General features: G+C 53.5%; 23 protein-coding genes. 17 read left to right on the plus strand and 6 right to left on the minus strand.

Going from position 1 to position 22,597, the window contains the following annotated elements; genetic code table 11:
- From Q0P86_RS01510 to Q0P86_RS01535, 6 genes are all read left to right on the plus strand, one after another.
- Positions 1-801, plus strand: a complete 801-nt coding sequence (locus Q0P86_RS01510; protein ID WP_290992747.1) for an ABC transporter ATP-binding protein — start codon at positions 1-3, stop codon at positions 799-801.
- A gap of 158 nt (positions 802-959) precedes the next feature.
- Positions 960-1,115 carry a 50S ribosomal protein L34 gene (gene rpmH, locus Q0P86_RS01515; protein WP_072979488.1) on the plus strand — a complete coding sequence of 52 codons (156 nt, stop codon included), beginning with the start codon at positions 960-962 and terminating at the stop codon, positions 1,113-1,115.
- Between the two features lie 18 nt (positions 1,116-1,133).
- The gene (locus Q0P86_RS01520; protein WP_254793959.1) at positions 1,134-1,496 is read left to right on the plus strand and encodes a ribonuclease P protein component; all 363 of its coding nucleotides are present in this window, start codon (positions 1,134-1,136) and stop codon (positions 1,494-1,496) included.
- Positions 1,497-1,542: 46 nt separating this feature from the next.
- Positions 1,543-1,764, plus strand: coding sequence for a membrane protein insertion efficiency factor YidD (gene yidD, locus Q0P86_RS01525; protein WP_139258020.1), 222 nt, complete (start codon positions 1,543-1,545; stop codon positions 1,762-1,764).
- Positions 1,761-3,629, plus strand: a complete 1,869-nt coding sequence (locus Q0P86_RS01530) for a YidC/Oxa1 family insertase periplasmic-domain containing protein (RefSeq protein ID WP_295036919.1) — start codon at positions 1,761-1,763, stop codon at positions 3,627-3,629. The genes yidD and Q0P86_RS01530 overlap by 4 nt, the downstream gene beginning before the upstream one ends.
- A 121-nt stretch (positions 3,630-3,750) precedes the next feature.
- Positions 3,751-3,888 carry a hypothetical protein gene (locus Q0P86_RS01535; protein WP_295036920.1) on the plus strand — a complete coding sequence of 46 codons (138 nt, stop codon included), beginning with the start codon at positions 3,751-3,753 and terminating at the stop codon, positions 3,886-3,888.
- 22 nt (positions 3,889-3,910) lie between these two features.
- Here Q0P86_RS01535 and Q0P86_RS01540 read toward each other — a convergent pair whose 3' ends face one another.
- The 6 genes from Q0P86_RS01540 to Q0P86_RS01565 form a co-directional block, all read right to left on the minus strand.
- Positions 3,911-4,843 (minus strand): hypothetical protein, encoded by a 933-nt coding sequence (locus Q0P86_RS01540; protein ID WP_294112522.1) that lies wholly within the window; start codon positions 4,841-4,843, stop codon positions 3,911-3,913.
- A 74-nt stretch (positions 4,844-4,917) separates the two neighbouring features.
- The gene (locus tag Q0P86_RS01545) at positions 4,918-5,202 is read right to left on the minus strand and encodes a GIY-YIG nuclease family protein (protein WP_072979499.1); all 285 of its coding nucleotides are present in this window, start codon (positions 5,200-5,202) and stop codon (positions 4,918-4,920) included.
- A 109-nt stretch (positions 5,203-5,311) separates the two neighbouring features.
- The gene (locus tag Q0P86_RS01550; protein WP_295036922.1) at positions 5,312-7,726 is read right to left on the minus strand and encodes an RNB domain-containing ribonuclease; all 2,415 of its coding nucleotides are present in this window, start codon (positions 7,724-7,726) and stop codon (positions 5,312-5,314) included.
- 1 nt (position 7,727) lies between these two features.
- A complete protein-coding gene (locus tag Q0P86_RS01555; RefSeq protein WP_295036924.1) occupies positions 7,728-8,471 on the minus strand; it encodes a 1-acyl-sn-glycerol-3-phosphate acyltransferase in 744 nt (247 codons plus the stop codon).
- An 84-nt stretch (positions 8,472-8,555) separates the two neighbouring features.
- The gene (gene pyrC / locus Q0P86_RS01560; protein WP_295036926.1) at positions 8,556-9,557 is read right to left on the minus strand and encodes a dihydroorotase; all 1,002 of its coding nucleotides are present in this window, start codon (positions 9,555-9,557) and stop codon (positions 8,556-8,558) included.
- Between the two features lie 4 nt (positions 9,558-9,561).
- The gene (locus tag Q0P86_RS01565; RefSeq protein WP_295036928.1) at positions 9,562-10,644 is read right to left on the minus strand and encodes a GGDEF domain-containing protein; all 1,083 of its coding nucleotides are present in this window, start codon (positions 10,642-10,644) and stop codon (positions 9,562-9,564) included.
- A gap of 155 nt (positions 10,645-10,799) precedes the next feature.
- On the opposite strand from Q0P86_RS01565, the gene Q0P86_RS01570 reads away from it, so the two are divergent.
- The 11 genes from Q0P86_RS01570 (at position 10,800) to alaS (ending at position 22,589) form a co-directional block, all read left to right on the plus strand.
- The gene (locus Q0P86_RS01570) at positions 10,800-11,312 is read left to right on the plus strand and encodes a DivIVA domain-containing protein (protein WP_072979509.1); all 513 of its coding nucleotides are present in this window, start codon (positions 10,800-10,802) and stop codon (positions 11,310-11,312) included.
- 19 nt (positions 11,313-11,331) lie between these two features.
- Positions 11,332-11,553 (plus strand): DUF167 domain-containing protein, encoded by a 222-nt coding sequence (locus Q0P86_RS01575; protein WP_173355215.1) that lies wholly within the window; start codon positions 11,332-11,334, stop codon positions 11,551-11,553.
- A 275-nt stretch (positions 11,554-11,828) separates the two neighbouring features.
- Complete coding sequence (locus Q0P86_RS01580; protein WP_295036931.1) at positions 11,829-11,987, plus strand: hypothetical protein; 159 nt, start codon at positions 11,829-11,831, stop codon at positions 11,985-11,987.
- 494 nt (positions 11,988-12,481) lie between these two features.
- Positions 12,482-13,408 carry a cysteine synthase A gene (gene cysK, locus Q0P86_RS01585; RefSeq protein ID WP_295036933.1) on the plus strand — a complete coding sequence of 309 codons (927 nt, stop codon included), beginning with the start codon at positions 12,482-12,484 and terminating at the stop codon, positions 13,406-13,408.
- Positions 13,409-13,506: 98 nt separating this feature from the next.
- Complete coding sequence (locus Q0P86_RS01590) at positions 13,507-14,628, plus strand: adenosylhomocysteinase (RefSeq protein WP_295036934.1); 1,122 nt, start codon at positions 13,507-13,509, stop codon at positions 14,626-14,628.
- A gap of 104 nt (positions 14,629-14,732) precedes the next feature.
- Positions 14,733-16,106 carry a hypothetical protein gene (locus Q0P86_RS01595; RefSeq protein ID WP_295036936.1) on the plus strand — a complete coding sequence of 458 codons (1,374 nt, stop codon included), beginning with the start codon at positions 14,733-14,735 and terminating at the stop codon, positions 16,104-16,106.
- Positions 16,107-16,209: 103 nt separating this feature from the next.
- Positions 16,210-17,097, plus strand: coding sequence for a sulfide/dihydroorotate dehydrogenase-like FAD/NAD-binding protein (locus Q0P86_RS01600; RefSeq protein ID WP_290992782.1), 888 nt, complete (start codon positions 16,210-16,212; stop codon positions 17,095-17,097).
- Positions 17,097-18,596 (plus strand): NADPH-dependent glutamate synthase, encoded by a 1,500-nt coding sequence (gene gltA, locus Q0P86_RS01605; protein WP_290992786.1) that lies wholly within the window; start codon positions 17,097-17,099, stop codon positions 18,594-18,596. Before Q0P86_RS01600 ends, gltA begins: the two co-directional genes overlap by 1 nt.
- A 133-nt stretch (positions 18,597-18,729) precedes the next feature.
- Positions 18,730-19,338: a hypothetical protein gene (locus Q0P86_RS01610; protein WP_294112507.1), complete on the plus strand. Its 609-nt coding sequence runs from the start codon at positions 18,730-18,732 to the stop codon at positions 19,336-19,338.
- Positions 19,335-19,895, plus strand: coding sequence for a PolC-type DNA polymerase III (locus Q0P86_RS01615; RefSeq protein WP_290992792.1), 561 nt, complete (start codon positions 19,335-19,337; stop codon positions 19,893-19,895). The genes Q0P86_RS01610 and Q0P86_RS01615 overlap by 4 nt, the downstream gene beginning before the upstream one ends.
- Positions 19,896-19,943: 48 nt before the next feature.
- Positions 19,944-22,589: an alanine--tRNA ligase gene (gene alaS, locus Q0P86_RS01620; protein WP_295036939.1), complete on the plus strand. Its 2,646-nt coding sequence runs from the start codon at positions 19,944-19,946 to the stop codon at positions 22,587-22,589.
- The last annotated feature ends 8 nt before the right edge of the window (positions 22,590-22,597 follow it).

Raw genomic sequence — 22,597 nt, forward strand, 5'->3', positions numbered from 1 at the left:
ATGGAAGATATTCACCTTGCGTACCGCGATATCGCAGGGACGATGTTTTCTAAGCCCCGGACGCTTGGATTTTTCCAGCGTGTAGAAACCGACCCGCAAAAGGAACTTTTCTCGGATGTGAATTTGAGTGTGAAGCGCGGGGAAACTATCTGCATTGGCGGCGGTTCCGGTCAGGGCAAGAGTGCCCTCTTGCGAATTATCGCGGGGCTGATTCGTCCGACTCGTGGCAACATCTTCTATTTTGGCGAATATATTCCTCCTGAAAGGCTGACTGCGCTCGAGGTGGCAAAGCGTCAGGTGGGCATGGTGTTCCAGAACGGGGCTTTGATTTCGAACCTGCGCGTACGCGACAACATCGCCTTGCCGCTGCGTTACCACAAGGTGGGCACTCCGGCCGAAATCGAGGAAAAGATCAATATGGCCATGGACCTGATGCGAGTCCGCGACGAGGCCGATATGTTCCCGCACATGCTGAGTATGGGCATGCAGAAACGTGTGGCGATTGCTCGTAGCTGGGCGATGGACCCGAAACTGTTGCTGATGGACGAACCGACGGCGGGACTTGACAACTACAACCGCCGCAACCTGCTGCCGCTGATCGACAACATGCGTATGCTGTTCAAAACGACCATCATCATCGTGACACATGACCTGATGATTTCCAAGGAACTGGGCTGCAATATCTGCTTTGTCCATAGCAAGAGCTTGACCGAGCCGCATTCCTTCGACTACTGGGTCAATTCCGACAGCGACATTTCCAAGGAACTGTTCCGAGATCTTCGCAACAGCGGAAAAAAATAATTGTATGTTGATAGATTGTTGATAAATTGAATTGTCTGCGGGGAAATCGTAAAAATGTCCGTAAAACTTGCTTACACGACCCTTTGACCCCTTGATTTATCTAGGAATTTTTCTAATTTTGAGACTCAAAAATTTGACTTTTAATAAAGGTTACTACAATGAAAAGAACATTCCAGCCTCATAATCGTAAGCGCGCCAACAAGCATGGTTTCCGTGCCCGCATGGAAGACCGTTGGGGTCGTGCTGTTCTGAGCCGTCGTCGCGCCAAGGGTCGCAAGCGCCTCACCGTGAGCGACACCATCTACAAAAAGTAGGATTGGCTCATAGCCTCGTTGCGCTCCTATAGGCTGCCTAACCAGCCAGCTTATCGGCAAGTAGCCGTCCATGGGAAGTTCATCCGCACGCCGTCTTTCACGATGCGTTGGATAGAAAGTCCGGACGGTTTTTGTCGTTTTTGCTTTTTGGCGAAAAAGAAGAACGGTAACGCCGTTTACCGCAACAAGTGCCGTAGATTGCTGCGGCCCCTGTTTTTTGAAAGGGTTCCCCATATAGCGAAGCCCGTGTGGGCGATGATAATCGTGAGTGACAATTCCGAGGTCATGTCCTCGGCGCGCATGCGCGAATCGGCGCTCAAGGTCTTCAAGAAGATGGAGTGGACCGAGGGGCTGGACCTGGGGAACTTGCCCAATGGATAATGGTGGGGACAGCGGTTTTTGGGGAAAGCTTCACGGCGCGTTGAAAATGCTCCTGATTGCGCCCATCCGGCTGTACCAGTTGATTCATCCTTTCTTCTTCAGTGGCGTTTGCAGGTTTCAGCCGACATGCTCGCAGTATGCCATCGAGGCCATCCGCGTACACGGAGTGTTTAAAGGTTTCTATCTTGCAGTTTTCAGAATTTTAAGGTGCAACCCGTTTTGCAAGGGCGGTTATGACCCGGTCCCGCCCAGAAAGGAAAAAAGATGAACAAGAATACTATCATCGGATCCGTTCTTATCGGCGCCATCATGATTTGGTGGTTCTTCATGAACTCTGCGAACAACGAGGCTGCCGAAAAGGCGAAGCTTGCGCAGAAGGCCGCCGCCAAGGAAGCTGCCGCCCAGGTCTCCGATTCCTCTGCAGCTCCGTCTGCAAATGGACTAGTGCTCCCCGGCTCCACTGCTGAAGTCAAGGCCGCCCCAGTTCTTGGAAATTCGGAATCCGGAATTCAGAATTCGGAATTGAAGGCAGCGGGAGATGCGTCAAGTGTCGTTACAAGCGATTCTTCCTCTGCCGCTGTCGAAGCCCCGAAGGTTGTCGCCCAGCGCACGGTCACGGTCGAAACCGACAAGTTCATCATGACCCTGAGCAACAAGGGCGGCAAGGTCCAGAGCGTTATCGTCAAGGCCCTGCCGGATTCCGCAAACCATTTCCCCGAACTCATTCAGGATACCGCGCTCGGCGCCCTCGACCTGAACCTCGGCGGTGCGGACCTTTCCGAAGTCCTGTTCGATGTCGAGGCTCCGGAATGGATCAATGTCGAAAACGATACTACGGTACAGTTTGTCTTTACCGACGCCAACGGCAACCAGTTGGTGCGTAGCTACGGCTTCACCAAGGTCGGCGTCGCTGTTCGCCAGGTAAACAAGTTCAAGGGTTTCCGCGTCGACAAGTACGAGCTCTCCTGGAAGGGCGGCATGCGTGAAACCGAAGAATTCCCGAAGGGCAAGAGCTTCGGCGGTACTAGCTACTTCTTTAGCGAAGTGATTTTCAAGAATAGCGAAATCACCGAACGCGAAATGTTCAATGACGCCATGACGTTTGACAACGCCAACTACTACTGGGTCGGCATGCGCCGCAAGTACGTAGCGATGTCGGTGCAGTTCGATTCTCCGGTGCCCGCCCAGGTCAAGGCCAAGCACATCAATTTGGCGACCGAAGGCAACCCGGATCCGGGTACCTACAGTCTCTCCATCGCAGATGCCGTGCGCGGCGACTCTATCGCTTACAACTTCATGGTGCTCCCGCTGGAATGGTCCGAAGTCGAATCGCTCGGCCAGGGCTACGAAAAGATTATCGTGACCGGTTCCAAGTGGTTCCCCGGTTCCAGCGTTTGGTTCGTGTGGATTTGCGCCATGCTTCTCAAGCTGCTCAAGTTCTTCTACTCCATCATTCCGAACTACGGCGTAGCCATTATCCTCGTGACTTTCATTGTTCGCGGCATTACGACCCCGTTCACCATCAAGCAGCTCAAGTCGACTTCTGCCATGAGCAAGCTCAAGCCGCAGCTCGACGAAATCAACGTGAAGTACCGTAGCGATCCGCAAAAGAAGCAGGCCGCTATCATGGAGCTTTACGCCAAGAATGGCGTGAACCCGCTTGCGAGCTGCACCGGCGGCTGCCTCCCGATGATTATCCAGATGCCGATCTTCATGGGCCTCTTCTTCGTGCTCGGTCGCGCCGTCGAACTCCGCGGCATGCCGGCCTTCCTCTGGATTACCGACCTCAGCCGTAGCGATGTGATTTTCCACGGCTTCAGCATTCCGTTCCTCATGCCCGATGGCCTCGCTCTCCTCCCGTGGATTATGGTGGTGACTACCTACTTCCAGACCAAGGTGACCATGAGCGGCAACGGCGCCATGGACCCCGCCCAGGCTAAGATGATGACTTGGATGATGCCCGCTATGATGTTCCTCTTCAGCGCGGTGATGCCCTCCGGCCTCGTGCTCTACTGGATTGTGTCCAACTTCTGGAGCATTATCCAGTACAAGGTCATGCGCCGCGACAACGGCAACAATGGACCGAAAACCGTGAACGGCAAGAAGGTCGTCGACGCCGAAATCGTGAAGTAGTAGATATTTAACGGAGAAAGTCCCCGGTCCGTATGGCCCGGGGATTTTTGTTCGTTAGATTGAAGGTTGTATTCTTGTAAGAAAACCATATTTGTTTACGGATACAAACAGAGGATTCCTTATGAAAAAGATTCCGTTTTTTCATGCGTTATTCATTGCTGGACAGCTGGACTCGTCTGCGGCCTCTTTTGCTGCCGAGGGGACGAAGTATTTCTGCTTCAAGGAAGTTGATGAAGACGATAACTTTACTGCGGAATAACCGGTGGATTTAGATGATGCGTTTACTTGTACTCGTCGCCGACAAGTTCTTTTTTGAGAAGCTTGTACTTCGTCTTGATGGCGGTGCGGAGTAGCGGCCAGCCCACCTTGTCGAATGTCTTTTGCCAAAGCTTGTCGGCCACATGGAAGGCGGTGCTTCCGACTGCTTTCGGGAGCCACTCCTCCTTGAAATCAGGAGCGAGGCCCGCGTCGCAGACCATCTTGTGGTAGTCCGCATTCAAGGCGTCGTAGGCGCCGTGGCGAATAAAGTGCACCTTTTCCATAAAATCGAAACGGCGCTGTAAAAGCTTGCGCTTGATAAAGCCTCCACCCTGCGCAATCAGTTCGGGATAGGCGAACAGGGCTCGCAAGTGGGTGCGGTAAAGCGATGCGGTCTGCACCTCGGCTTCTTCGAAGGCGCTCGACAAGCCTATCTCTAGGCGATGCACCACTTCGTAAAAGGTTTCCTGTTCCGGCGTTTCGAGCAGGTGTAGGTAGAATGCACCAAGAGCTTCCTGTTTCAGGTACAAGAAGAATGATTGCAGGTGCGGACGTACTTCGTCGTTTTCCGTCAGTGAAACCGCATCGGCGGTACTTGCCTCGGCACGGCGGATAAAGTCGGCAAAATTGTTCTGGAAGTATACGATGGAATCGTTGACGAGCAGCAGTCGCGTAATGCTGTTGAATTCAACGAAATTGTTGTGACCGTTGGCGACGTCTTTGAGGAACCGGCGCCACATGCCGAAATCGAATCCGTGATTTTCGGTCAGGTAAAGCTTGATTCCGTAGTCTTCCAGGAACGACATTGTCTCGGCTGAAAGCGGACGATTGTTCGTGAGCAGTACGACGGTAAAGTCTGTCTCGGCGAGATGCTTTAGCGCAAACCGTACATACCCGGGGAGAGTTTCCCCGGTTTGGTAGCTGGCGTAGAGAATGATTTTACCGTTGCTAGACATATTTAGTAAATAATAGAAAGTTATATGAGTGTGTCATCCTGAGCGGAATCACGAAGTGATGGAGTCGAAGGATCTCAACCACGCATCAAGTCATTCCACTCGGGGTTCATTGAATTTACAAGACTATTTTTCTTGTCCCTTCTCCATCCTTTAAGTTGCTTTTCTCTTTGAATAGCATCTTTTATTTCTGTGTAACGCTCGAAGTAAACGAGTTTGTTAATCTTGTATTTAGATGTGAAAATGGCTCCAACGCCTTCAATATGTTCCAACGTGCGACGTTCTATGCTGTTAGTAACACCGACATAAATAGTGGTGTTATTTTGATTCGACATTATGTATGTGTAGTAATCGCTTGGCATGTTTTTAGATCCTTCGACTACGCCCTATGGGCTCCGCTCAGGATGACACGTTAGGGAAGCCTTCAGAACGAATTATGCGGATGGCACTTAGGCATTATTGAAATAGAGTTTACCTTCGCCTTTGGCTTCGGCCGGCACCCTTGCGAGAACTGCCCTTACGCGGCTTGCTTGCTACGTGGAATCCTTCGCGGTCATCGCGGGATGCCCTACGGGAATTTCCGCCCTTGCCGCGGGAACTGCGGCCGGAGCGTTCGAAGTTCGGGGCGTCGGAATCGAACCTGCCGGCGCGAGATTTTCCGCGACCGCCACGGTTCATGTGGCTGTGTGCCGAAACGAATTCAGGAACATCGTTGTCTAAGTCTTCGTCGGGCTGGCTCACGTAACCGAGGGCTTCCGCCGCGGCGGCGCGGTCAGCGCGTTCATGTACGTCGCGGCTGCGGTAGTCGCCGCCGTTGCCGTAGTCGTCGCGCGATTCACCTTGACGGCGGCGCTTCTTCGGTTCGCTAGAGAGTTTTTCGATAATGCTGAAGTCCGCCTGACCGCGCAGCGGGTCTACCCGCAAAAGGCGCACCAGCACCTTGTCGCCGCGCCGGAACGTACGCCCGCTCTTCTTGCCGAAGGCAAGTCCCTGGTCCGGGTTGAATACGTAGAAGTCATCACCTGCGATATCGCGGAAACGCACCAGGCCTTCGGCAATCGGGTCTGCGATAGAAACGTAGATACCCCATTCCTCGATGCCCGAGACGGTCGCCTCGAAGTCATCGCCGATGTGGCTCTTCAAAATCCAGCAGCTGCACACCTTGATGGCGATGCGTTCGGTTTTCTGGTTCTTGACTTCGTTTGCCGAAATCAAGTCGCAGACTTCAATCACGCTGTTTTTGCGTTCGGCGGTAATCTCGGCGCCCTTGCGCGCGAGTTCACGGTGACACCACAAGTCGGCGTAACGACGAATCGGGCTCGTAAAGTGCGCATAATCCTGCCAGTTCAGCGCAAAGTGGCCGAAGCTGTTGCTGTCGTAATGCGCCTTCTGCATGCTGCGCAGAATGCGGTTGGTCAAAGTCTCGTCGCCCTGGGCGCGCTTCACCAAATGTTCGTACAGCTTGAATGCCGTCGGGTTCAGGTTCGTGTCGCCGCTGCGGGGCTTGCCCAGGTCGCGCAACATCACCGGAGAATCCTTGAACAGGTCCGGGTACATGTAGTACAATTCCATGATGTCCTTGGTATCCGGTGCTTCATGGATGCGGTAAATGCCCTGGAGCTTACGCTTCTTGAGCTCCTTCGCGCAGCAGTTGTTCGCGATGAGCATGCATTCTTCCACCCACGAATTCGATTCGTCGGTCGTACGCGGGTAAATCTTTTCCGGTTCGCCTTTCTCGTTGAACTTGCAGCCGAATTCGGTGCTCTGGAATTCCAGCAGGCCGTCCTTGGTGCGGTTCTGCTTCAAAAGCGCCGTCACCTCGGCGAGCGCCTTGATGTCGTCGTCGCCGTTCTTCATCATTTCCATCGCCTGCTCGTAGGTGATGGACTTGGTAATCTTCACGATGCTGCGGTGGAAATCCCAACTGAGCACGTTCGCGTGCTTGTCGAGTTCCATCATGCAGGTGAATGCGCAGCGGTCCACGCCCTGGTGCAGACTGCACACGTTGCTCGAAAGCTTTTCCGGAAGCATCGGCACAGCGGTCCACGGCAGGTACTGCGTGTAGCTCCTTTCCAGAGCCTCTTCGTCGAGTTCGCTCCCTTCGGGTACGTAGTAGCTCACGTCGGCAATGTGCACGCCCAGCCTGTAGCCGCCCTTGGGGGTGCGTTCCACGCTAATGGCGTCGTCATGGTCCATGGCGCCATCGGGGTCGATACAGAGAATCGTGAGCTGCCTGTAATCCACGCGGCCCTTGAAGTCCTTGCCGCACGGCTCCTTGACGCTGTCTACATACTTCTTGATGGCCGGGCTGAAGTCCTTCGGCAAGTTCGCGTCTTCCATGAACTTTGTCTTGACTTCGTCCCAGCTGATATTCATCGCTTCGGCAGTGCGGTCGACCTTTGCCAAGTAGCTGTGCTTGAGTTTCGGGTGCGGGTACAGCGTAAAGCTGATGGTTTCGCCTTCCTTGCCCGGGGCCTGCCTGCGGTGGCACATCTCGTACACCTTTCCGGTTTCGAGTTCGTGCACTTCCCAGTCTTCTTCGCCCGTCTGGTGCAGAATGCCGCGTTTCACGCGGGTTTCGTTTTCCTTTCCCGTCTGGCGGCGGCTGCGGGCACCCAGGCGGCGGTTGTCTTCGGGGTACTGTTCCGCAATCTTCTTCACGCGTTTTTCGCGCTTTTCTTCGACAGTTTCGCCATCGCCCAGCTGGTATTCCTTGTGGCTGGTACGCTTCAAAAGTCCGCGGTCCACCATGTCGGCGAGCATCTGCTTAAAGGCCATCTTCTGCTTTTTGGGAAGACCGAGTGCGCTGCGCAGGCGGCTACCGACCATCGGTTCGTCGCGCAGAATTGCAATAATCTGTTCTTCGCTAGGTAAATGCTGTGCCATGCTAGGCCTCCTTGTTTGCCGCGGTTGCGGCGTCGGCCTGTTTGTAAGGCAGTGCCGATGAAATCATGTTGTGAATCTCGTCGCGCAGCTGCGTGGCGGATTTGTTCTCAAAGCTTTCGGGTGTCTGGAGCGGGTGCACCACAATCTTCACGATACCCGGGGTCTGCGCCCACTTGGTCTTGGAAAGGCGCTTGCCCGTATCCACAAGCGTCACCGGCAGGAGCGGAAACTTGTTTTCCTTGGCCATGCGGAAAATTCCGTTCTGGAACGGGAGCATGTGCCCGTCGTTGCTGCGATGCCCTTCGGGGAATACGGAAATGGTCACATTGTCTTCGAGCCTTTTTTTCACGATGGCTCCCATGCCGAGGTTCTTGCGCGGGTTCTTGTTTACGGGTATGCAGCCGATCTTGTTCAGCACCCAGCCGAATACGGGAATCTTCCAAAGTTCGGCTTTCGCGATGAACGAGGTAATCGTGATGGTGGGCCAAATAACGTTGATGTCCAAAAAGCTCTGGTGGTTTGCGACAATGACAAATTGCTTGTGGTCAGGAATGTTTTCCTTGCCTTCGATTTCGACCTTGATGCCGAACAGTTTAAAAGTGGTGCTGAAGAAGGGGATGCACACGCGGGTGCTGTCGGACCAACGGCGGCACAGAACGCCCCTGTAGAACATATACGGGAGACCGATAACGAACAGACAGATTGCGATATTCAAGTAGTAGAGGATTGCCCGGATAAAAGCCATAATAATCCATATAATAGATGTTTACACCCATAATGTATATTTTTTATGGGCTGTGGAACAGAAAAAATGTAAAAAGATGGTGGCTTACTTTATTTTCCAATCAAGGGTCTGACCCGCGGCGAGCGGAACGACTCCGTTGACGATGGTGGGGACTGTCCACGATTCCCTGACGACTTCGATTTGCTGCGTCGTGCGCGGAAGACCGTAGAAGTCGGCGCCGAATCCTGCGGTGAAGTCGCCGAGCTTGTCGAGGTGGCCTGCACGTTCGAATTCCTGGAGCAGCAGCGGGATTGCCACCGGGGCGCTGTAGACGCCCGCCGCTCCGCACGGACATTCCTTTTTACTCAGCTGGTGCGGAGCGGAGTCCGTGCCGAGAAAGAACTTGGGATTGCCGCTGAAGGCGGCTTCGCGAATGGCGGCACGGTCTTCAGGCCGCTTCGGCAGCGGCTTGCAGAAATGGTGCGGCCTGAGGGCGTCCCCGATGATATCGTCGAGGGTCATCATCAGGTGGTGCACCGTGATGGTTGCGGCCACGTTCGCCGGGAGCCTCTTGACCGCTTCGACCGACTTGGCGGAGCTTAGGTGCTCGAACACGATTTTCAGTTTCGGAAATTTTTCGACGAGCGTTTCGACTCGCTTGATAAAGGCGGGTTCGCGGTCCAGACAGAATTCACCCGGTTCTTCGCCGTGTACGCAAAGAACAAGTCCTAACTTTTCCATCATCGCGACCACGGGAAATACCGCTTCGAAATCACTGATGCCGTCGGCGCTGTTGGTGGTGACGCCGGCGGGGTAGTACTTGCCCGCGACCACGCCCACCGCCATCATGTCCTTGAGGTCCTGTTCCGTGTAGTTCGGATTCAGCTTGAAGGTCATCAGCGGCTGAAAATCGGCGCGCACGCTCTTGGCAGCATCCAGAATCTGGGCCTTGTACTTGGCAATCGCTTTGGCGCTCGCCATGGCGGGAATCGTATTGGGCATGATGATTGCACGCCCGAATTGAGAAACGAGGTCGCGCACGTAGCCGGGCATCAGGTCGCCCTGGCGCAGGTGCGCATGAAAGTCGTCTGGTAAAGGAAGTTGCATTTTCCTATTCCACCATATTTCTAATTTGGTTCTTGCCTTGCTGCTTGGCTTCAATACGGAGTGAGTCAACCTTGATTAGCATCTGCTTGACATCGGCAAATCCACGGCTGAAGCAGGGAACAAAGCCTCCGCTCACCGTGAGCGATACCTGGGGGTAGTTCTCGAATGTCAGGTTGCGGATTGCCTTGCGGAAGGCTTCCACCTTGGCGAAGGCTTCGACTTCCGAGCCCGCGTTAATGACGTACATGTATTTTTCGCAGCCGTAACGGGCAACGCATTCGCCGCTCATTTCGTCTTCGTTCTTTTGCAACAGGTGCCCGACAGCGCGAATGACTTCGTCTCCGAAATCCTGTCCGTACGTATAGTTGATTCTCTTGAAGTCGTCAATGTCCAACATTGCCAGGTAGAAGTCTTGGCGACGGTTCCAGATGGCGTTTTCGAGATAATTTAGCAGGTGGCGTCTGTTATAGAGCTTGGTCAGGGGGTCACGCATCGAAAGATAGTCCAGCTGGTTCTGCAGCTTAGTCGTATTTTCACGTTCATGCGAATAGGCCCTGAGTGAAAAGGTTCCGATGGAGAACAAGGTGAAACCGGTCAGAAGGTGGGTCACCAAGATGTCTAGATAGGCTGCGTCGTGGTCGAGTTGGGCGACAAGCAGGTCGGGGTATGCCCAGGTTGCAGCGAAGGTCGCAGACTGGATGCCCAGGGAGAAGATGAACGCTGGTACCTTAAAGCGACCTTGGGCGAAGGCAATCAAGGAAAGTGACGTGATGCAGTAGAGGGGCATGCCGCTCGTAATTCCTCCGCAGAACAGGAACAGGAGAGGCATCATAAAACAACTGAGTATGCAGCACATGACCAGGTAGCACTGATTATAAAGGCCTGTCTGGACTGCAATGAATGCGATTATGATGCAGACGACGGAGCAACCGACGCTACAGAGGGAGGCGGCGGAGTTTATACCTTCGATAATCGTGAAAATGGCGGAAAAACTTGCTACGCCCGTCACAACGATCAAGATGGACCAGAACAGCTTGCGTTCTAGCGAATCCTGTTTTGCCCAAAATTTCTTGATGTTTTTTAACATAGGCACTTAATTTCAAATATAGTAGAAAAAAATTGTAAAGAACGATTTGCATATTTTAATTCATATTTTTTTGTGATATGGAACAGGCCAATTTGAAGTTGTTATATTTCAGAGAGCGGCATGGGCCGGAAAATTTTTTTTATTGCAGGTTTAGAATGGAACTTACACCTTTGGATATCCGTAATCAGACCTTCCACAAGAAAAATTTCGGTGGTATCGATCCCGAAGAGGTCAAGGCTTTTTTGGAAACGGCCGCAGGAGCCTTCGAGCAAATGTCCAGGGACAAGACCGACCTGACCGAGAGGCTTAAGGTTGCCGAAGAACGAGTCAATTATTACCGACAGATTGAAAAGACTATCCAAGATGCCGTGGTGACTATGCAGCGGACGGTAGACGAGGTCAAGGCGACCGCCGAAAAAGAAGCGGAAATCATCGTGGCCGAAGCCAAGGCGCGCGCTGTGCGCGAGGTGGAGTCCACCAAGAAAGAAGCCGAAGAACTCCGTATGGAAATCGAGCAGCTCAAACAGCTGCGAACCAATTACTTCATCCGTTGCCGTGCGCTCATCAAGGGGCAAGAGGAACTTCTTTCGGCCATGGAAAACGACCAGCGTATGCAAGAGGAGCTTAGGCGTCCTGCCGCACCGGTCGCAGGGAATGTCCTTGCCTAGTTAAGCTTGGGAATGTCCCATGAAAATTAATATAAAAGTCCATGCGAGAAGCAAGCGCGAAAGCGTCGTGGAACTGCCGGACGGTAGTTACAAGGTGGAAGTCAAGGCTCCCCCTGTGGACGGGGCTGCGAACGAGGCTATCTGTGCGCTTCTGGCAGAACATTTTGGTGTCCACAAGAGGGACGTGTCGGTTGTGACTGGTGCGACGAACAATAAAAAAGTCGTAGAGGTTATCAAATAGGTTTGAGAAGTGGGCGTGTTATGAAGATGATTGATTTTAAAATCATCAGACCATCGTGTCGGCCATACTCCTGATTCTTGCTATGTGGTGTTTGTCCTGGATACCGATGGCGAGCCGGCGGGCGAACCGGGAAGCGTGGTTGAGTTCTATCCGTCATTTGTTCCTTACCTTCCGACATGGCTTGCCGGTGGCGAAATTGAACCGATTATCTCGGATGACAAGTTTGGCTGGTTGCTGAATGTGAGTACAAGAAACCCTTCACCTACGAAAAGGCGATGGCGATTAACACCGAAGGGGTTGGCAAACATTTCGACCCGACAATCGTCGAAACATTCACGCATATTTCCGAAAAACTCTTCAGTGAAAGGACCGGGCTCGACCAGTCTGGCTCCGAGGCAAGCATCGATCTCGACTCAAATGCCCCGAAGTCGTGATGTGGATTAAGAAAGTCATCTTGGATCCTCCCCATTCGGGGATCATGCGCACTAAGGCAACAAAAGCATATAAGGCGAACGCCGCGACAGAATGTTTACATTCTGGCATGGTTGAGCCGAAATTGCGGACGCCAAAGGCGTCCACTTGCCAAGTGCTGTCCGACCTCCCTTCGGTCGAGGATGACGCAACTACTAAAGTCATCCTGGAGCGTGTCATCCTCGGAGCAAGGCGGAGGGGAGACGGGATCCAGAGCGGAGTTCACCAAGGTCCCTGAGCTTGTCGAAGGGCCTTCTTTCTTTTCTATAGCTTTTCTGCGTCATCTAGTTATAGTTTAAAATTATTAGTAAGTAAAATGTAAGCAAAACTAGGGTGGTTTCCTTCATTTCCTATTGTTTTTGTATGAATAAAATTCTAATTTGAAGTCAAACGAAAACAGTAAAGTTGCTTGTCGGTTGATTTAGCTAATTTTCCATAAAACAAAAAGGACTTCAACATGTCAAAGATTTATTCCTCTGCAGACCAACTGATCGGTCACACCCCGCTTCTTGAACTCACCCACATTGAAGAAGGCCTCGGCGCCAGGATCCTTGCCAAGCTTGAATACTTCAACCCCGCCGGTTCCGTGAAGGATCGCGTGGCGAAGGCTATGCTCGACGATGCCGAACAGAGTGGCAAGCTCAAGAAGGGCTCCGTGATTATCGAGCCGACTTCGGGTAACACCGGTATCGGTCTTGCATCTGTCGCCGCTGCCCGCGGATACCGCATCATCATCGTGATGCCCGAAACCATGAGCGTGGAACGCCGCCAGATCATGAAGGCTTATGGTGCAGAACTGGTGCTCACCGAAGGCGCCAAGGGTATGAAGGGCGCTATCGAAAAGGCCGAAGAACTTGCCAAGGAAATTCCGAACAGCTTTATTCCGGGCCAGTTCGTGAACCCGGCCAACCCGGCCGCCCACAAGGCCACCACCGGTCCCGAAATCTGGGAAGATACCGATGGAAAGGTCGATATTTTTGTTGCTGGCGTAGGCACTGGTGGAACGGTGACAGGTGTTGGCGAATACCTCAAGACAAAGAACCCGAATGTGAAGATTGTCGCCGTTGAACCGGCTAGTTCTCCGGTGCTGTCCAAGGGTACTGCAGGCGCCCATAAGATCCAGGGTATTGGCGCAGGCTTTATTCCTGAAACTTTGAACACCAAGGTTTACGACGAAGTGATCGCTGTCGAAAACGAAGCCGCGTTCGAAGCCGGCCGCGAGATCGGCAAGAAGGAAGGCGTGCTCGTGGGCATTTCTTCTGGTGCGGCTATTTGGGCCGCGAAGGAACTCGCGAAGCGCCCCGAAAACAAGGGCAAGACGATTGTCGCGCTCCTTCCGGATACCGGCGACCGCTATCTTTCTACGGCCCTCTTCGCGGAATAAGTGTTACGGGGGAACTCCCGTATTTGTTCATAGGTACAGGCTTCCGGAATCCGGAAGCCTTTCCTTTATTTGCAAATTAATTTTTCTAGATTTTCGTCATGTTTTTTTCTGAAGTCATTAACGATGTCTACGATCCCAGGGAATATCCCGCTTTGTCTCTGTTGGCAGATTGTTGGATTTCTCGTCGTCCTTTTGACGGACTGAAAATCCTGGTGGCGACTCCGATTTTTAGAAACACCTTGGTACAGTATCAGGCCCTATTGGCAGGTGGGGCCGATCTGAGTGTAGGTTATTCGAATGGATCGGGTGGAACCTCGGTGCCGTGCGACAGGAAAATTGTTCGCTTGATTCAGGAAAACGGCATTTCGGTAGTGACGGATGAAAATGTGCGCAATGGTAGTGTTGCGGACGATTTTGACTTGATTTTGGACTGCGCGGGGCAGTTTTCCTTCTGTCATCCGAAAAAAGGTTTTGTGGAACTGACACGCAGTGGTGTGCAGTTCTTTGAAAATTCTGAACATCCGGTGTATGTGGCCGACAGCGGGATTGTCAAGCGCATCGAGACAGTTCTTGGAACGGGCGACGGATATTTCCGCGCTCTTGAAAAAATGGGGTATTCCGGTTTCGAAGGAAAGAATCTGGTTGTGTTCGGAAGCGGAAAGGTTGGCTGCGGAATTGCTCTGCAAGGGGTGCGCCGTGGCATGAAAGTCTGCACTGTGACGGATACGGCCAACGTGATTCCCTCGACTGACTTTAGCCATGTCCTGACGAACAATGACGTGCGCATAGAAAGCTATCTGGACGATGCTGCGGTTGCTGCTGCTATTGCCAATGCGGATTTCCTGGTAACGGCGACGGGTGTGAAGAACGCCTTGACCATTGCAGCCGCTTCGGCCTTGATGGCGAATGCGAAAGTTGTTGCGGCGAATATGGGCGTCGAAGATGAGTTCGGCGAGATGGTTGCCAAGGGACGTGTGCTTAATGCGAAGGCTCCCTTGAACTTCACGCTCGACGAACCGACGCATCTTAAGTATATCGATGCGAGCCTTGCGCTGCATGCGGCGTTGGGCGAACGCCTTTTGAATGACGTTATGGAATCGAATGGAAATGCTCCCTTTAAGGGGCCGCAGGCACCTCCCGAAGAAATTGAGCAGAAACTTCTGATGACGACCATCCAGAATGGGGCAATCGGTGCTGAAATCTGCGATATGATGCGCTAGCAGATTGTCTGTATGTAAAAAACGCAAAGATTGTAAATAAAAGCTTGCTTGTCCTTCTTTTTTTAGATTATAATTGAAAAAGAATGTAAACAAAGAAGGATGATATGCATCTTAAGACGTCTCTTGCATTGACTCTTGCTTCCGTTGCTTTTGCGATGGCGCAAGATGCTACCCAACCTGCAACCTCGGCTGCTGAAGCCCCTGCTCCCGCCGTGGCGGAACAGCCGGCCGCCGCGCCTGCTGCTACTGCACCTGCCGCTCCCGCTGCTTCAGAACCTTCTCCCGTAGCTGAACCGGCGAAGAAGAGTGCTGAACCAGCCCAACCCGCTCCGGAAGCGAAGGTTGCCGAAACGGTTCCTTCCCAGGGGCCTGTTGCCGCTCCCGAGACCGCTCCTGGTGAATTTCCTGTCCGTATGGGCCCGCCCAAGACTCCGTTTACCGTCCTTCATGGCAATGCCTATAACCGCGTCCAGAACGAAGCCGCTGGCGACAATGTGGATGCCTTGCTCAACAAGCGCTTGACCAAGCTTGCCGATCAGAAGTTCTTCTATATTGAACCTACAGGTGAAAAGGGAGTTGTCTCGTTGGGCGGCTTCTTTGGCGCCATGGATATTTCGGGTGAATTGGGCCGTGCCACGGCCGGTTACGCAACGCCCGGCTTTGCAATCGAAGCTCGCCTTGGTTTAGGACAAATTAAAACTGAAATCAAGGGTGCCGACATCAAGGAAACGGTGGAAGGCGATGACTGGGGTCTTACCTTGTCTAAGACCTTGGGTGGTTATGTCGTGACTTTGTCTGGTGATTGGATAACCTTTGCCAAGGAAACGAATGTGGAGCCTGCCAGGGGACCTAAGACGGAGCAGCGCTACCGGGATTTGGACGCATCCTTGATTGTGACGGACGGTCCTTCGGCCCGCAAGCATTTCTGGTCGGCGGGAGTCGCGTTTAATCGTCACGAAGATGAATTTGAATCTGGCGGAACCCTGATTGGCGATTCTCTGACGTCGAACTTCACGGTTGTTCCCTTGTTCAATTACGGCACTCCGGTGCTCCGTGCAAACTACGCTAATGTCTATATGGGCTTGAACGCGGCTGTTCCTGTGACTGTTTACGACAAGGCTGATATGCGCGATTCTACGTCTGGCAAGTACAAGGAAGCATCTCTCTGGACCGTGGGCGTGAACCTGGCTCCGAATATCTTGGGCGAGGTCATCTTGACGGAGTCGCTGATGCTCTTTGGTGAGGCTAGCTATACGTGGGAGGCGTTCCGCTATGTCGATAACCAGACCCCTTACGCCGATGTGAAGGTTAAGCGGAGTGTAGCGGACAAGGTGGAGGCTACGATGGGGCTCCGCTACCAGTACAAGGATTGGGCCGCTTGCGAATTTGCCTTTGGCGATTCCTTCTTCACCGACACCAAGTCCATCTTCAATGGCGAAGGCGTGTTCGTGAGCTTCGGCGGATTCATCTACTTCTAGTGACAAACAGTCCTTTTTCGGGCCTAACCGGTCCAAATGGAGTATGTTTTTATGAAAAAGGTAACCTCGTTCGGGGAGCCTTTTTTCTAAATTCCTCCCCACTATGGCAAAAATTCTCTTTAAAAAACAAATGTCTTCCGCGGTCTATATGTTCCGCGTCGAGGCCCCGCTGATCGCCCAAGAGCGTAAGGCCGGCCAGTTTATCATCCTCCAGACGAACAAGGACAACGGCGAACGCGTGCCTCTCACCATCGCCGATGCCGACACGACTGAAGGCTCTATCACTTTGATTTTCCAGACCGTCGGTAAGACCACCACCGAACTCTCCAAGTTCGAAGTCGGTGACGATATTCCGGTGCTCGTGGGTCCACTCGGTTCCCCGACCCATATCGAAAACTTTGGTCACGTAGTCTGCGTTTGCGGTGGCGTGGGTATCGCCCCGATGCACCCGATTGTTCAGGCCCTCAAGGCTGCAGGCAACAAGGTCACCATCATCATGGGAGCCCGTAACGAAAGCCTGTTCCTCATGAAGGACGAAATGACCGCTCTCGCCGACAACATCATCTTTATGACCGACGACGGTTCTTATGGCCGCAAGGGTCTCGTGACCGAACCTCTTAAGGAACTCTGCGAAGACACCAAGGGCAAGCCGGACATGGTCATCGCTATCGGTCCTCCGGTCATGATGAAGTTCTGCGCCCTCACCACCAAGCCCTATGGTGTGAAGACTGTCGTGAGCCTCAACAGCATCATGGTGGACGGAACCGGCATGTGCGGTGGCTGCCGCGTGACTATCGGCGGCAAGACGAAGTTCGTCTGCGTCGATGGCCCGGAATTCGACGGCCACGAAGTCGATTGGAACAACATGCTCCAGCGCATGGGCGCCTTCAAGCCCCAGGAACAGGATGCCTTGCACCGATTCGGTGCCAACGACGGCCACAAGTGCAACATTGATAAGATGGCTGACGCAAAGGCCAAGGAGAGCAAGTAATGTCTGAACATTTGACTCGTGAACAGTTGGACGCCGCCGCCAAGGTGGAACTTGAAAAGATTAAGGCTCTTCCGCAGCCGCTCAAGCCCAAGGACAAGACTGCCATTCCGGCTCAGCCGATGCCGCAGCTCGAACCCAGCTACCGTGCCCGCGTGATGGAAGAAGTGGCCCAGGGCTACACCGAAGCTCAGGCTATCGTGGAAGCCAACCGCTGCCTCGCCTGTAAGAAGCCGTTCTGCGTCGAAAGCTGCCCGGTGCACATCGACATTCCGGCCTTCATCGCGAAGATCGCCGAAGGTGACTTCAAGGCCGCTATCGCGAAGATTAAGGAAACCAGCTTGCTCCCGGCAATCTGCGGCCGCGTTTGCCCGCAGGAACGCCAGTGCCAGATGAACTGCACCATGGGCAAGATGCACAAGGACGTGAACCAGGCTGTGGCTATCGGCCGCCTGGAACGCTTTGCTGCCGACTATGAACGCAACAACGGTGGTGCCTCTGTGCCGGCCGTGAAGCCTGCTACCGGCAAGAAGGTGGCTGTGATCGGTTCCGGTCCTGCCGGCCTGGTTGTCGCTGCCGACGTGCGCCGCGAAGGCCACGACGTGACCATCTTCGAAGCTTTCCACAAGCTCGGTGGCGTGGTCCGCTATGGTATTCCTGAATTCCGTCTCCCGAAGAAGATCGTGGACAACGAAATTGAATCCCTTGCGGCCATGGGCGTGAAGTTTGAGACAAATTTTGTCATCGGTCGTACCCGCAAGCTCAAGGACCTGATTGAAAAGGATGGCTTCGATGCCGTGTTCGTCGGTACCGGTGCAGGCCTCCCGCTCTTCATGAACATCGAAGGTGAAAACCTGGTCGGTGTGTTCGCCGCTAACGAATACCTGACCCGCGCAAACCTGATGCGCGCCTACGACCAGGAACATGCCGATACCCCGATGTGGCCCGGTAAGAACGTGGTCGTTCTCGGTGGTGGTAACGTTGCCATGGACGCCGCCCGTATGGCTCTCCGCCTCGGTGCCGAAAAGGTCCGCATCATTTACCGCCGCAGCATGAACGAACTCCCGGCCCGTAAGGAAGAAGTTCTCCATGCCCAGGAAGAGGGTGTCGAATTCTGCGTTCTGCAGAACCCGGCCAAGATTCTTGGCGACGAAGCCGGCCACGTGCGCGGTATGCTCGTCGACAAGTACGAACTCGGTGAACCCGATGAAAAGGGCCGTCCGCGTCCGGTCAAGGTCGAAGGTGCAAGCTTCGAAATCGAATGCGACACCGTGCTCGTTGCTATCGGTAACGGGAGCAACCCGCTTATCAGCAACACCACGCCGGAACTCTCCGTTGACAAGAAGGGCCATATCCTTCTCGAAGATGCAACCGCCAACAAGACCTTCATGGAGAAGGTCTACGCCGGTGGTGACATCGTGCTGGGTGCCGCAACCGTGATCCTCGCCATGGGTGAAGGTCGTCGTGCTGCAGCCGGCATCAATGAATATTTGAAGAAGTAATTAATTACTTCAGTTGAAAACAACCCCGACTCGCATGAGCCGGGGTGTTTCTTATAAAATACTCTTTTTTTCTTGCATTTTATCTTTTTAAAGAGGATTCGTATATATTATGGAACATAGGATTGAGGCTTTAATGAAATTAAACTACTGGCTTTGTGGTGGACTCGGCTTTTTATGGGTCTTGGGCATCATTTTGTTGCTGTTTGCAACAAATTCTTTTGCCGATGACATTGTCGCGACAACCTCGAATGGTTCGACGGTGCTTTTGCACGATAACGGCCGCTGGGAATACTACCAAAATAACGCCAAAATCCGCGATGTGCGCCCGAGCGCTATTCCCGAAGACGCCAAGTTCCAGATTACTATCCAGTACGAAAGTGTCGATAAGATTAAGAAAGATGTTCGTATGATGCTTGAAGGCGAACTTGCTACCGAAGAAGAAATTCGGGATAGTTTGCGCAAGGTTCCCAAGGGTGGTGTTGTGTACTTCCAGGTGCCCACGAGCCAGATTAAGCCGGGCTTTACGCGAGAGCTGACTTATTACATTTATGACAAGGGCAAAAAGCCGATTTTTTCGCAGACGGCGCGCGATAGCGAGGCCAAGCCGACTGTCGAAAGCAGTAAGGTGTCAAACTTGATGGTGGTGCCGTTGTATGCAAAGCCCAAGTCCAAGGTGCTCAAGGCTAAGGTTGTAAGCGAATCGGCCAAGCAGACGCTGGAGTTCGATATTCCGGTAAAATGAAATTCGCGGTTGTAGATCTTGAAACGACGGGTGGTACGGCCGAAGTGGGGCGCATCACCGAAGTCGGTATTGTGTTGCTAGACGATTGTGATGTCGTAAAAACCTATTCGGCGCTGATTGATCCCGGTATGCCGATTCAACCGTTTGTACAGAATCTGACGGGCATCACTGACGAAATGGTCCGTGGAAAGCCCCAATTTGCCTCGATAGCCGAGGAGGTTGCGGAACTTTTGAAAGACCGTATTTTTGTGGCGCATAATGTGCAGTACGATATAAAATTTATGCGCACGGAACTTCGTCGCTGCTGTATCAAGATCGATCCACCGAGACTTTGCACGGTGAAGGTGTCGCGTCGTTTTTTCCCGGGACTTCCGAGTTATAGTTTGCACAAATTAACGCAGTCGCTGGAATTGTCTGAATTTAAGCATCATCGCGCCCTGGATGATGCGATGGCCGCGGCTGAAATCCTAAAACTGGCATATAAGAAAGTAGGCCCGGAAAAGCTTCTGAAAGAGGTGAAAAACCTCACCAACCCTAAAAAGGCGAAGGTGATATAGTCGGCATTTTTCTATATTGTTCCCCGAAAAAATTAAAAGGGACACATTATGCCTACTATGACTTCTGCGCAGGTGCGCGAATCTTTCATCAAGTTCTTTGAATCCAAGGACCACCTCTTTGTGCGTTCTTCGCCGGTGGTTCCCCATGACGACCCGACGCTCATGTTCACGAACGCGGGCATGAACCAGTTCAAGGCAATCTTCCTGGGCGACAATCCCAAGGGCTGGAAGCGCGCATGCAACAGCCAGAAGTGCCTCCGCGTGTCCGGTAAGCACAACGACCTCGATGTGGTGGGCCGCGACAACTACCACCATACCTTCTTCGAAATGCTCGGCAACTGGAGCTTCGGCGACTACTACAAGAAAGAAGCTATCGCTTGGGCCTGGGAACTTTTGACCGAAGTCTGGAAGCTCCCGAAGGAACGCCTGTTCGCGACCGTGTACCAGGACGATGACGAAGCCTGGCAGATTTGGAAGGACGTGTCCGGCCTCCCGGATGACCGCATCATGCGCTTTGACGCTCACTCCAACTTCTGGGAAATGGGCGACACCGGTCCGTGCGGCCCCTGCTCCGAAATCCATTACGACCGCGGCGACCTGGCTACCCAGGCCGAAACGTTCAAGGACCCCATCAAGGGCGTGAATGGCGAAAACGACCGCTATATTGAAATTTGGAATAACGTGTTCATGCAGTACGAACGCGTGAGCGACGGAAGCCTCATTCCGCTGAAGGCTAAGAACGTGGATACCGGTATGGGTTTCGAACGTATCTGCGCTATTTTGCAGGGCAAGACCAGCAACTACGACACCGACGTGTTCACCCCGATTATCGCAAAGATTGCTGAACTCAGTGGCGTTCCGTACAACGATGGCGAAGCCGGCACTCCGCACCGCGTGATTGCCGACCACATCCGCGCTATTTCGTTCGCTATTGCCGATGGCGCACTCCCGAGCAACGAAGGCCGTGGCTACGTGCTCCGCCGCATTTTGCGCCGCGCAAGCCGCTTTGCCCGCCTGCTGGGTCAGAAGGAAGCCTTTATCTACAAGCTGGTGCAGGTGCTCGCCGATACCATGGGCGATGCCTTCCCGGAAATCCGCGAACGCAAGGAATTTGTTGCAAGCGTCATCAAGAGCGAAGAAGAAAGCTTCATCCGCACGCTGGACGCCGGCCTCGAACGCTTCGCCGGCATCGTGGCTGAACTCGGCGACGCAAAGACCGTGCCGGGTGACAAGGTGTTCCTGCTTTACGATACCTACGGATTCCCGCCGGACCTCACCGGTATTCTCGCCGAAGAAAAGGGCCTTACCATTGACGAAGAAGGCTACAACAAGTGCATGGAAGAACAGAAGGCCCGCGCCCGCGCCAACATGAAGCAGGGCATCAACACGATGGGTACCGAAGGCTGGACGCAGTACAGCGAAGAAAGCACCAAGTTCGTGGGCTATGAACTTTCCGCTTGCGAAACGAAGGTCGTGCGCTGGCGCGAAGACAAGGGCGTCCTCTCCATCGTGCTCGAAACCTCTCCGTTCTACGCCGAAATGGGTGGCCAGGTCGGCGACAAGGGAACGCTGGTTTCTGCTGATTTGGAAATTGACGTGTTCGACACAGTGAAGGTGAACGACACCGCTCTCTGCCGCGGCAAGGTGAAGAAGGGCGTGGCCAACGAAACGACGATGGGTGCCGTCTTTATGGCAACCGTCGATGGCGAACGTCGTATGGACATCCGCCGTAACCACTCTGCAACCCACTTGCTCCAGGCCGCTCTCCGCCAGGTGCTCGGCACTCACGTGCAGCAGCAGGGTAGCTTCGTTTCCAACGAACTCCTTCGCTTTGACTTCAGTCACTTCAACGCGATGACCGCGGTCGAAATCCAGAAGGTGGAAGACATCGTGAACGCGAAGGTCATGGAATGCCTGCCGGTCAACACCCAGGTGATGGGCGTGGACGAAGCCAAGGCCAGCGGTGCCATGGCACTGTTCGGCGAAAAGTATGGCGATGAAGTCCGCGTGGTGAAGATGGGCGCCTGCAACGAAGAATTCTCCAAGGAACTCTGCGGTGGCTTGCACGTGCAGAACACCGGCAACATCGGCCTCGTGAAGATTATCTCTGAATCTAGCGTTTCCGCTGGCGTGCGCCGTATCGAAGCCGTCTCTGGCCGTGGCACTCTCGCGCTGCTCCGTGCAGGAACTCAGATTCTCACGGCTCTCCGCGAACAGCTCCGCTGCAAGGATGCCGAAGTTTTCGACCGCATTCAGCAGAGCTTTGCCAAGACGCAGAACTTGGAAAAGAGCCTGCAGTCCGTGAAGCTGGAACTTGCAACGCTTGCCGCTGCCGAACTCCTGAACGGTGGCATCAACGTGATGGGCGTGAACCTCTACGTTCGTGAACTCGCCTTGCCGGACGAAAAGTACAAGAACTTGCTGGACGGCGTTCAGAACAAGCTCGACACCGATAGCGTCGCCGTGATTGCAAACAAGGACAACGGTTCCGGCAGCATCGCCGTGATGGTCGGCAAGAACGTTCAGGCCAAGGGCATCAAGGCCGGCGACCTCGTCAAGGACCTCGCCGCTGCTTGCGGTGGCCGCGGCGGTGGACGCCCGGACCGCGCTCAGGCCGGCACCAAGGAAGTCGAAAAGATTGCCGGTGCCATCGCGAATGCCAACAACTGGATTAGAGCGAAACTCGGAGCGTAATCGTTGGA

It is taken from the genome of uncultured Fibrobacter sp., assembly GCF_946062555.1.
Taxonomy (GTDB): domain Bacteria; phylum Fibrobacterota; class Fibrobacteria; order Fibrobacterales; family Fibrobacteraceae; genus Fibrobacter.

Coding starts and splice junctions, on each gene's coding strand:
- Q0P86_RS01555 (WP_295036924.1), bottom strand. CDS start 8,471: ATGGCTTTTATCCGGGCAATCCTCTACTACTTGAATATCGCAATCTGT.
- Q0P86_RS01575 (WP_173355215.1), top strand. CDS start 11,332: ATGAAAATTAATATAAAAGTCCATGCGAGAAGCAAGCGCGAAAGCGTC.
- rpmH (WP_072979488.1), top strand. CDS start 960: ATGAAAAGAACATTCCAGCCTCATAATCGTAAGCGCGCCAACAAGCAT.
- Q0P86_RS01545 (WP_072979499.1), bottom strand. CDS start 5,202: ATGCCAAGCGATTACTACACATACATAATGTCGAATCAAAATAACACC.
- Q0P86_RS01550 (WP_295036922.1), bottom strand. CDS start 7,726: ATGGCACAGCATTTACCTAGCGAAGAACAGATTATTGCAATTCTGCGC.
- Q0P86_RS01600 (WP_290992782.1), top strand. CDS start 16,210: ATGGCAAAAATTCTCTTTAAAAAACAAATGTCTTCCGCGGTCTATATG.
- yidD (WP_139258020.1), top strand. CDS start 1,543: ATGCTCCTGATTGCGCCCATCCGGCTGTACCAGTTGATTCATCCTTTC.
- Q0P86_RS01595 (WP_295036936.1), top strand. CDS start 14,733: ATGCATCTTAAGACGTCTCTTGCATTGACTCTTGCTTCCGTTGCTTTT.
- Q0P86_RS01540 (WP_294112522.1), bottom strand. CDS start 4,843: ATGTCTAGCAACGGTAAAATCATTCTCTACGCCAGCTACCAAACCGGG.
- Q0P86_RS01590 (WP_295036934.1), top strand. CDS start 13,507: ATGTTTTTTTCTGAAGTCATTAACGATGTCTACGATCCCAGGGAATAT.
- Q0P86_RS01570 (WP_072979509.1), top strand. CDS start 10,800: ATGGAACTTACACCTTTGGATATCCGTAATCAGACCTTCCACAAGAAA.
- gltA (WP_290992786.1), top strand. CDS start 17,097: ATGTCTGAACATTTGACTCGTGAACAGTTGGACGCCGCCGCCAAGGTG.
- Q0P86_RS01615 (WP_290992792.1), top strand. CDS start 19,335: ATGAAATTCGCGGTTGTAGATCTTGAAACGACGGGTGGTACGGCCGAA.
- Q0P86_RS01610 (WP_294112507.1), top strand. CDS start 18,730: ATGAAATTAAACTACTGGCTTTGTGGTGGACTCGGCTTTTTATGGGTC.
- Q0P86_RS01580 (WP_295036931.1), top strand. CDS start 11,829: ATGGCGATTAACACCGAAGGGGTTGGCAAACATTTCGACCCGACAATC.
- pyrC (WP_295036926.1), bottom strand. CDS start 9,557: ATGCAACTTCCTTTACCAGACGACTTTCATGCGCACCTGCGCCAGGGC.
- Q0P86_RS01535 (WP_295036920.1), top strand. CDS start 3,751: ATGAAAAAGATTCCGTTTTTTCATGCGTTATTCATTGCTGGACAGCTG.
- cysK (WP_295036933.1), top strand. CDS start 12,482: ATGTCAAAGATTTATTCCTCTGCAGACCAACTGATCGGTCACACCCCG.
- Q0P86_RS01565 (WP_295036928.1), bottom strand. CDS start 10,644: ATGTTAAAAAACATCAAGAAATTTTGGGCAAAACAGGATTCGCTAGAA.
- Q0P86_RS01530 (WP_295036919.1), top strand. CDS start 1,761: ATGAACAAGAATACTATCATCGGATCCGTTCTTATCGGCGCCATCATG.
- alaS (WP_295036939.1), top strand. CDS start 19,944: ATGCCTACTATGACTTCTGCGCAGGTGCGCGAATCTTTCATCAAGTTC.
- Q0P86_RS01510 (WP_290992747.1), top strand. CDS start 1: ATGGAAGATATTCACCTTGCGTACCGCGATATCGCAGGGACGATGTTT.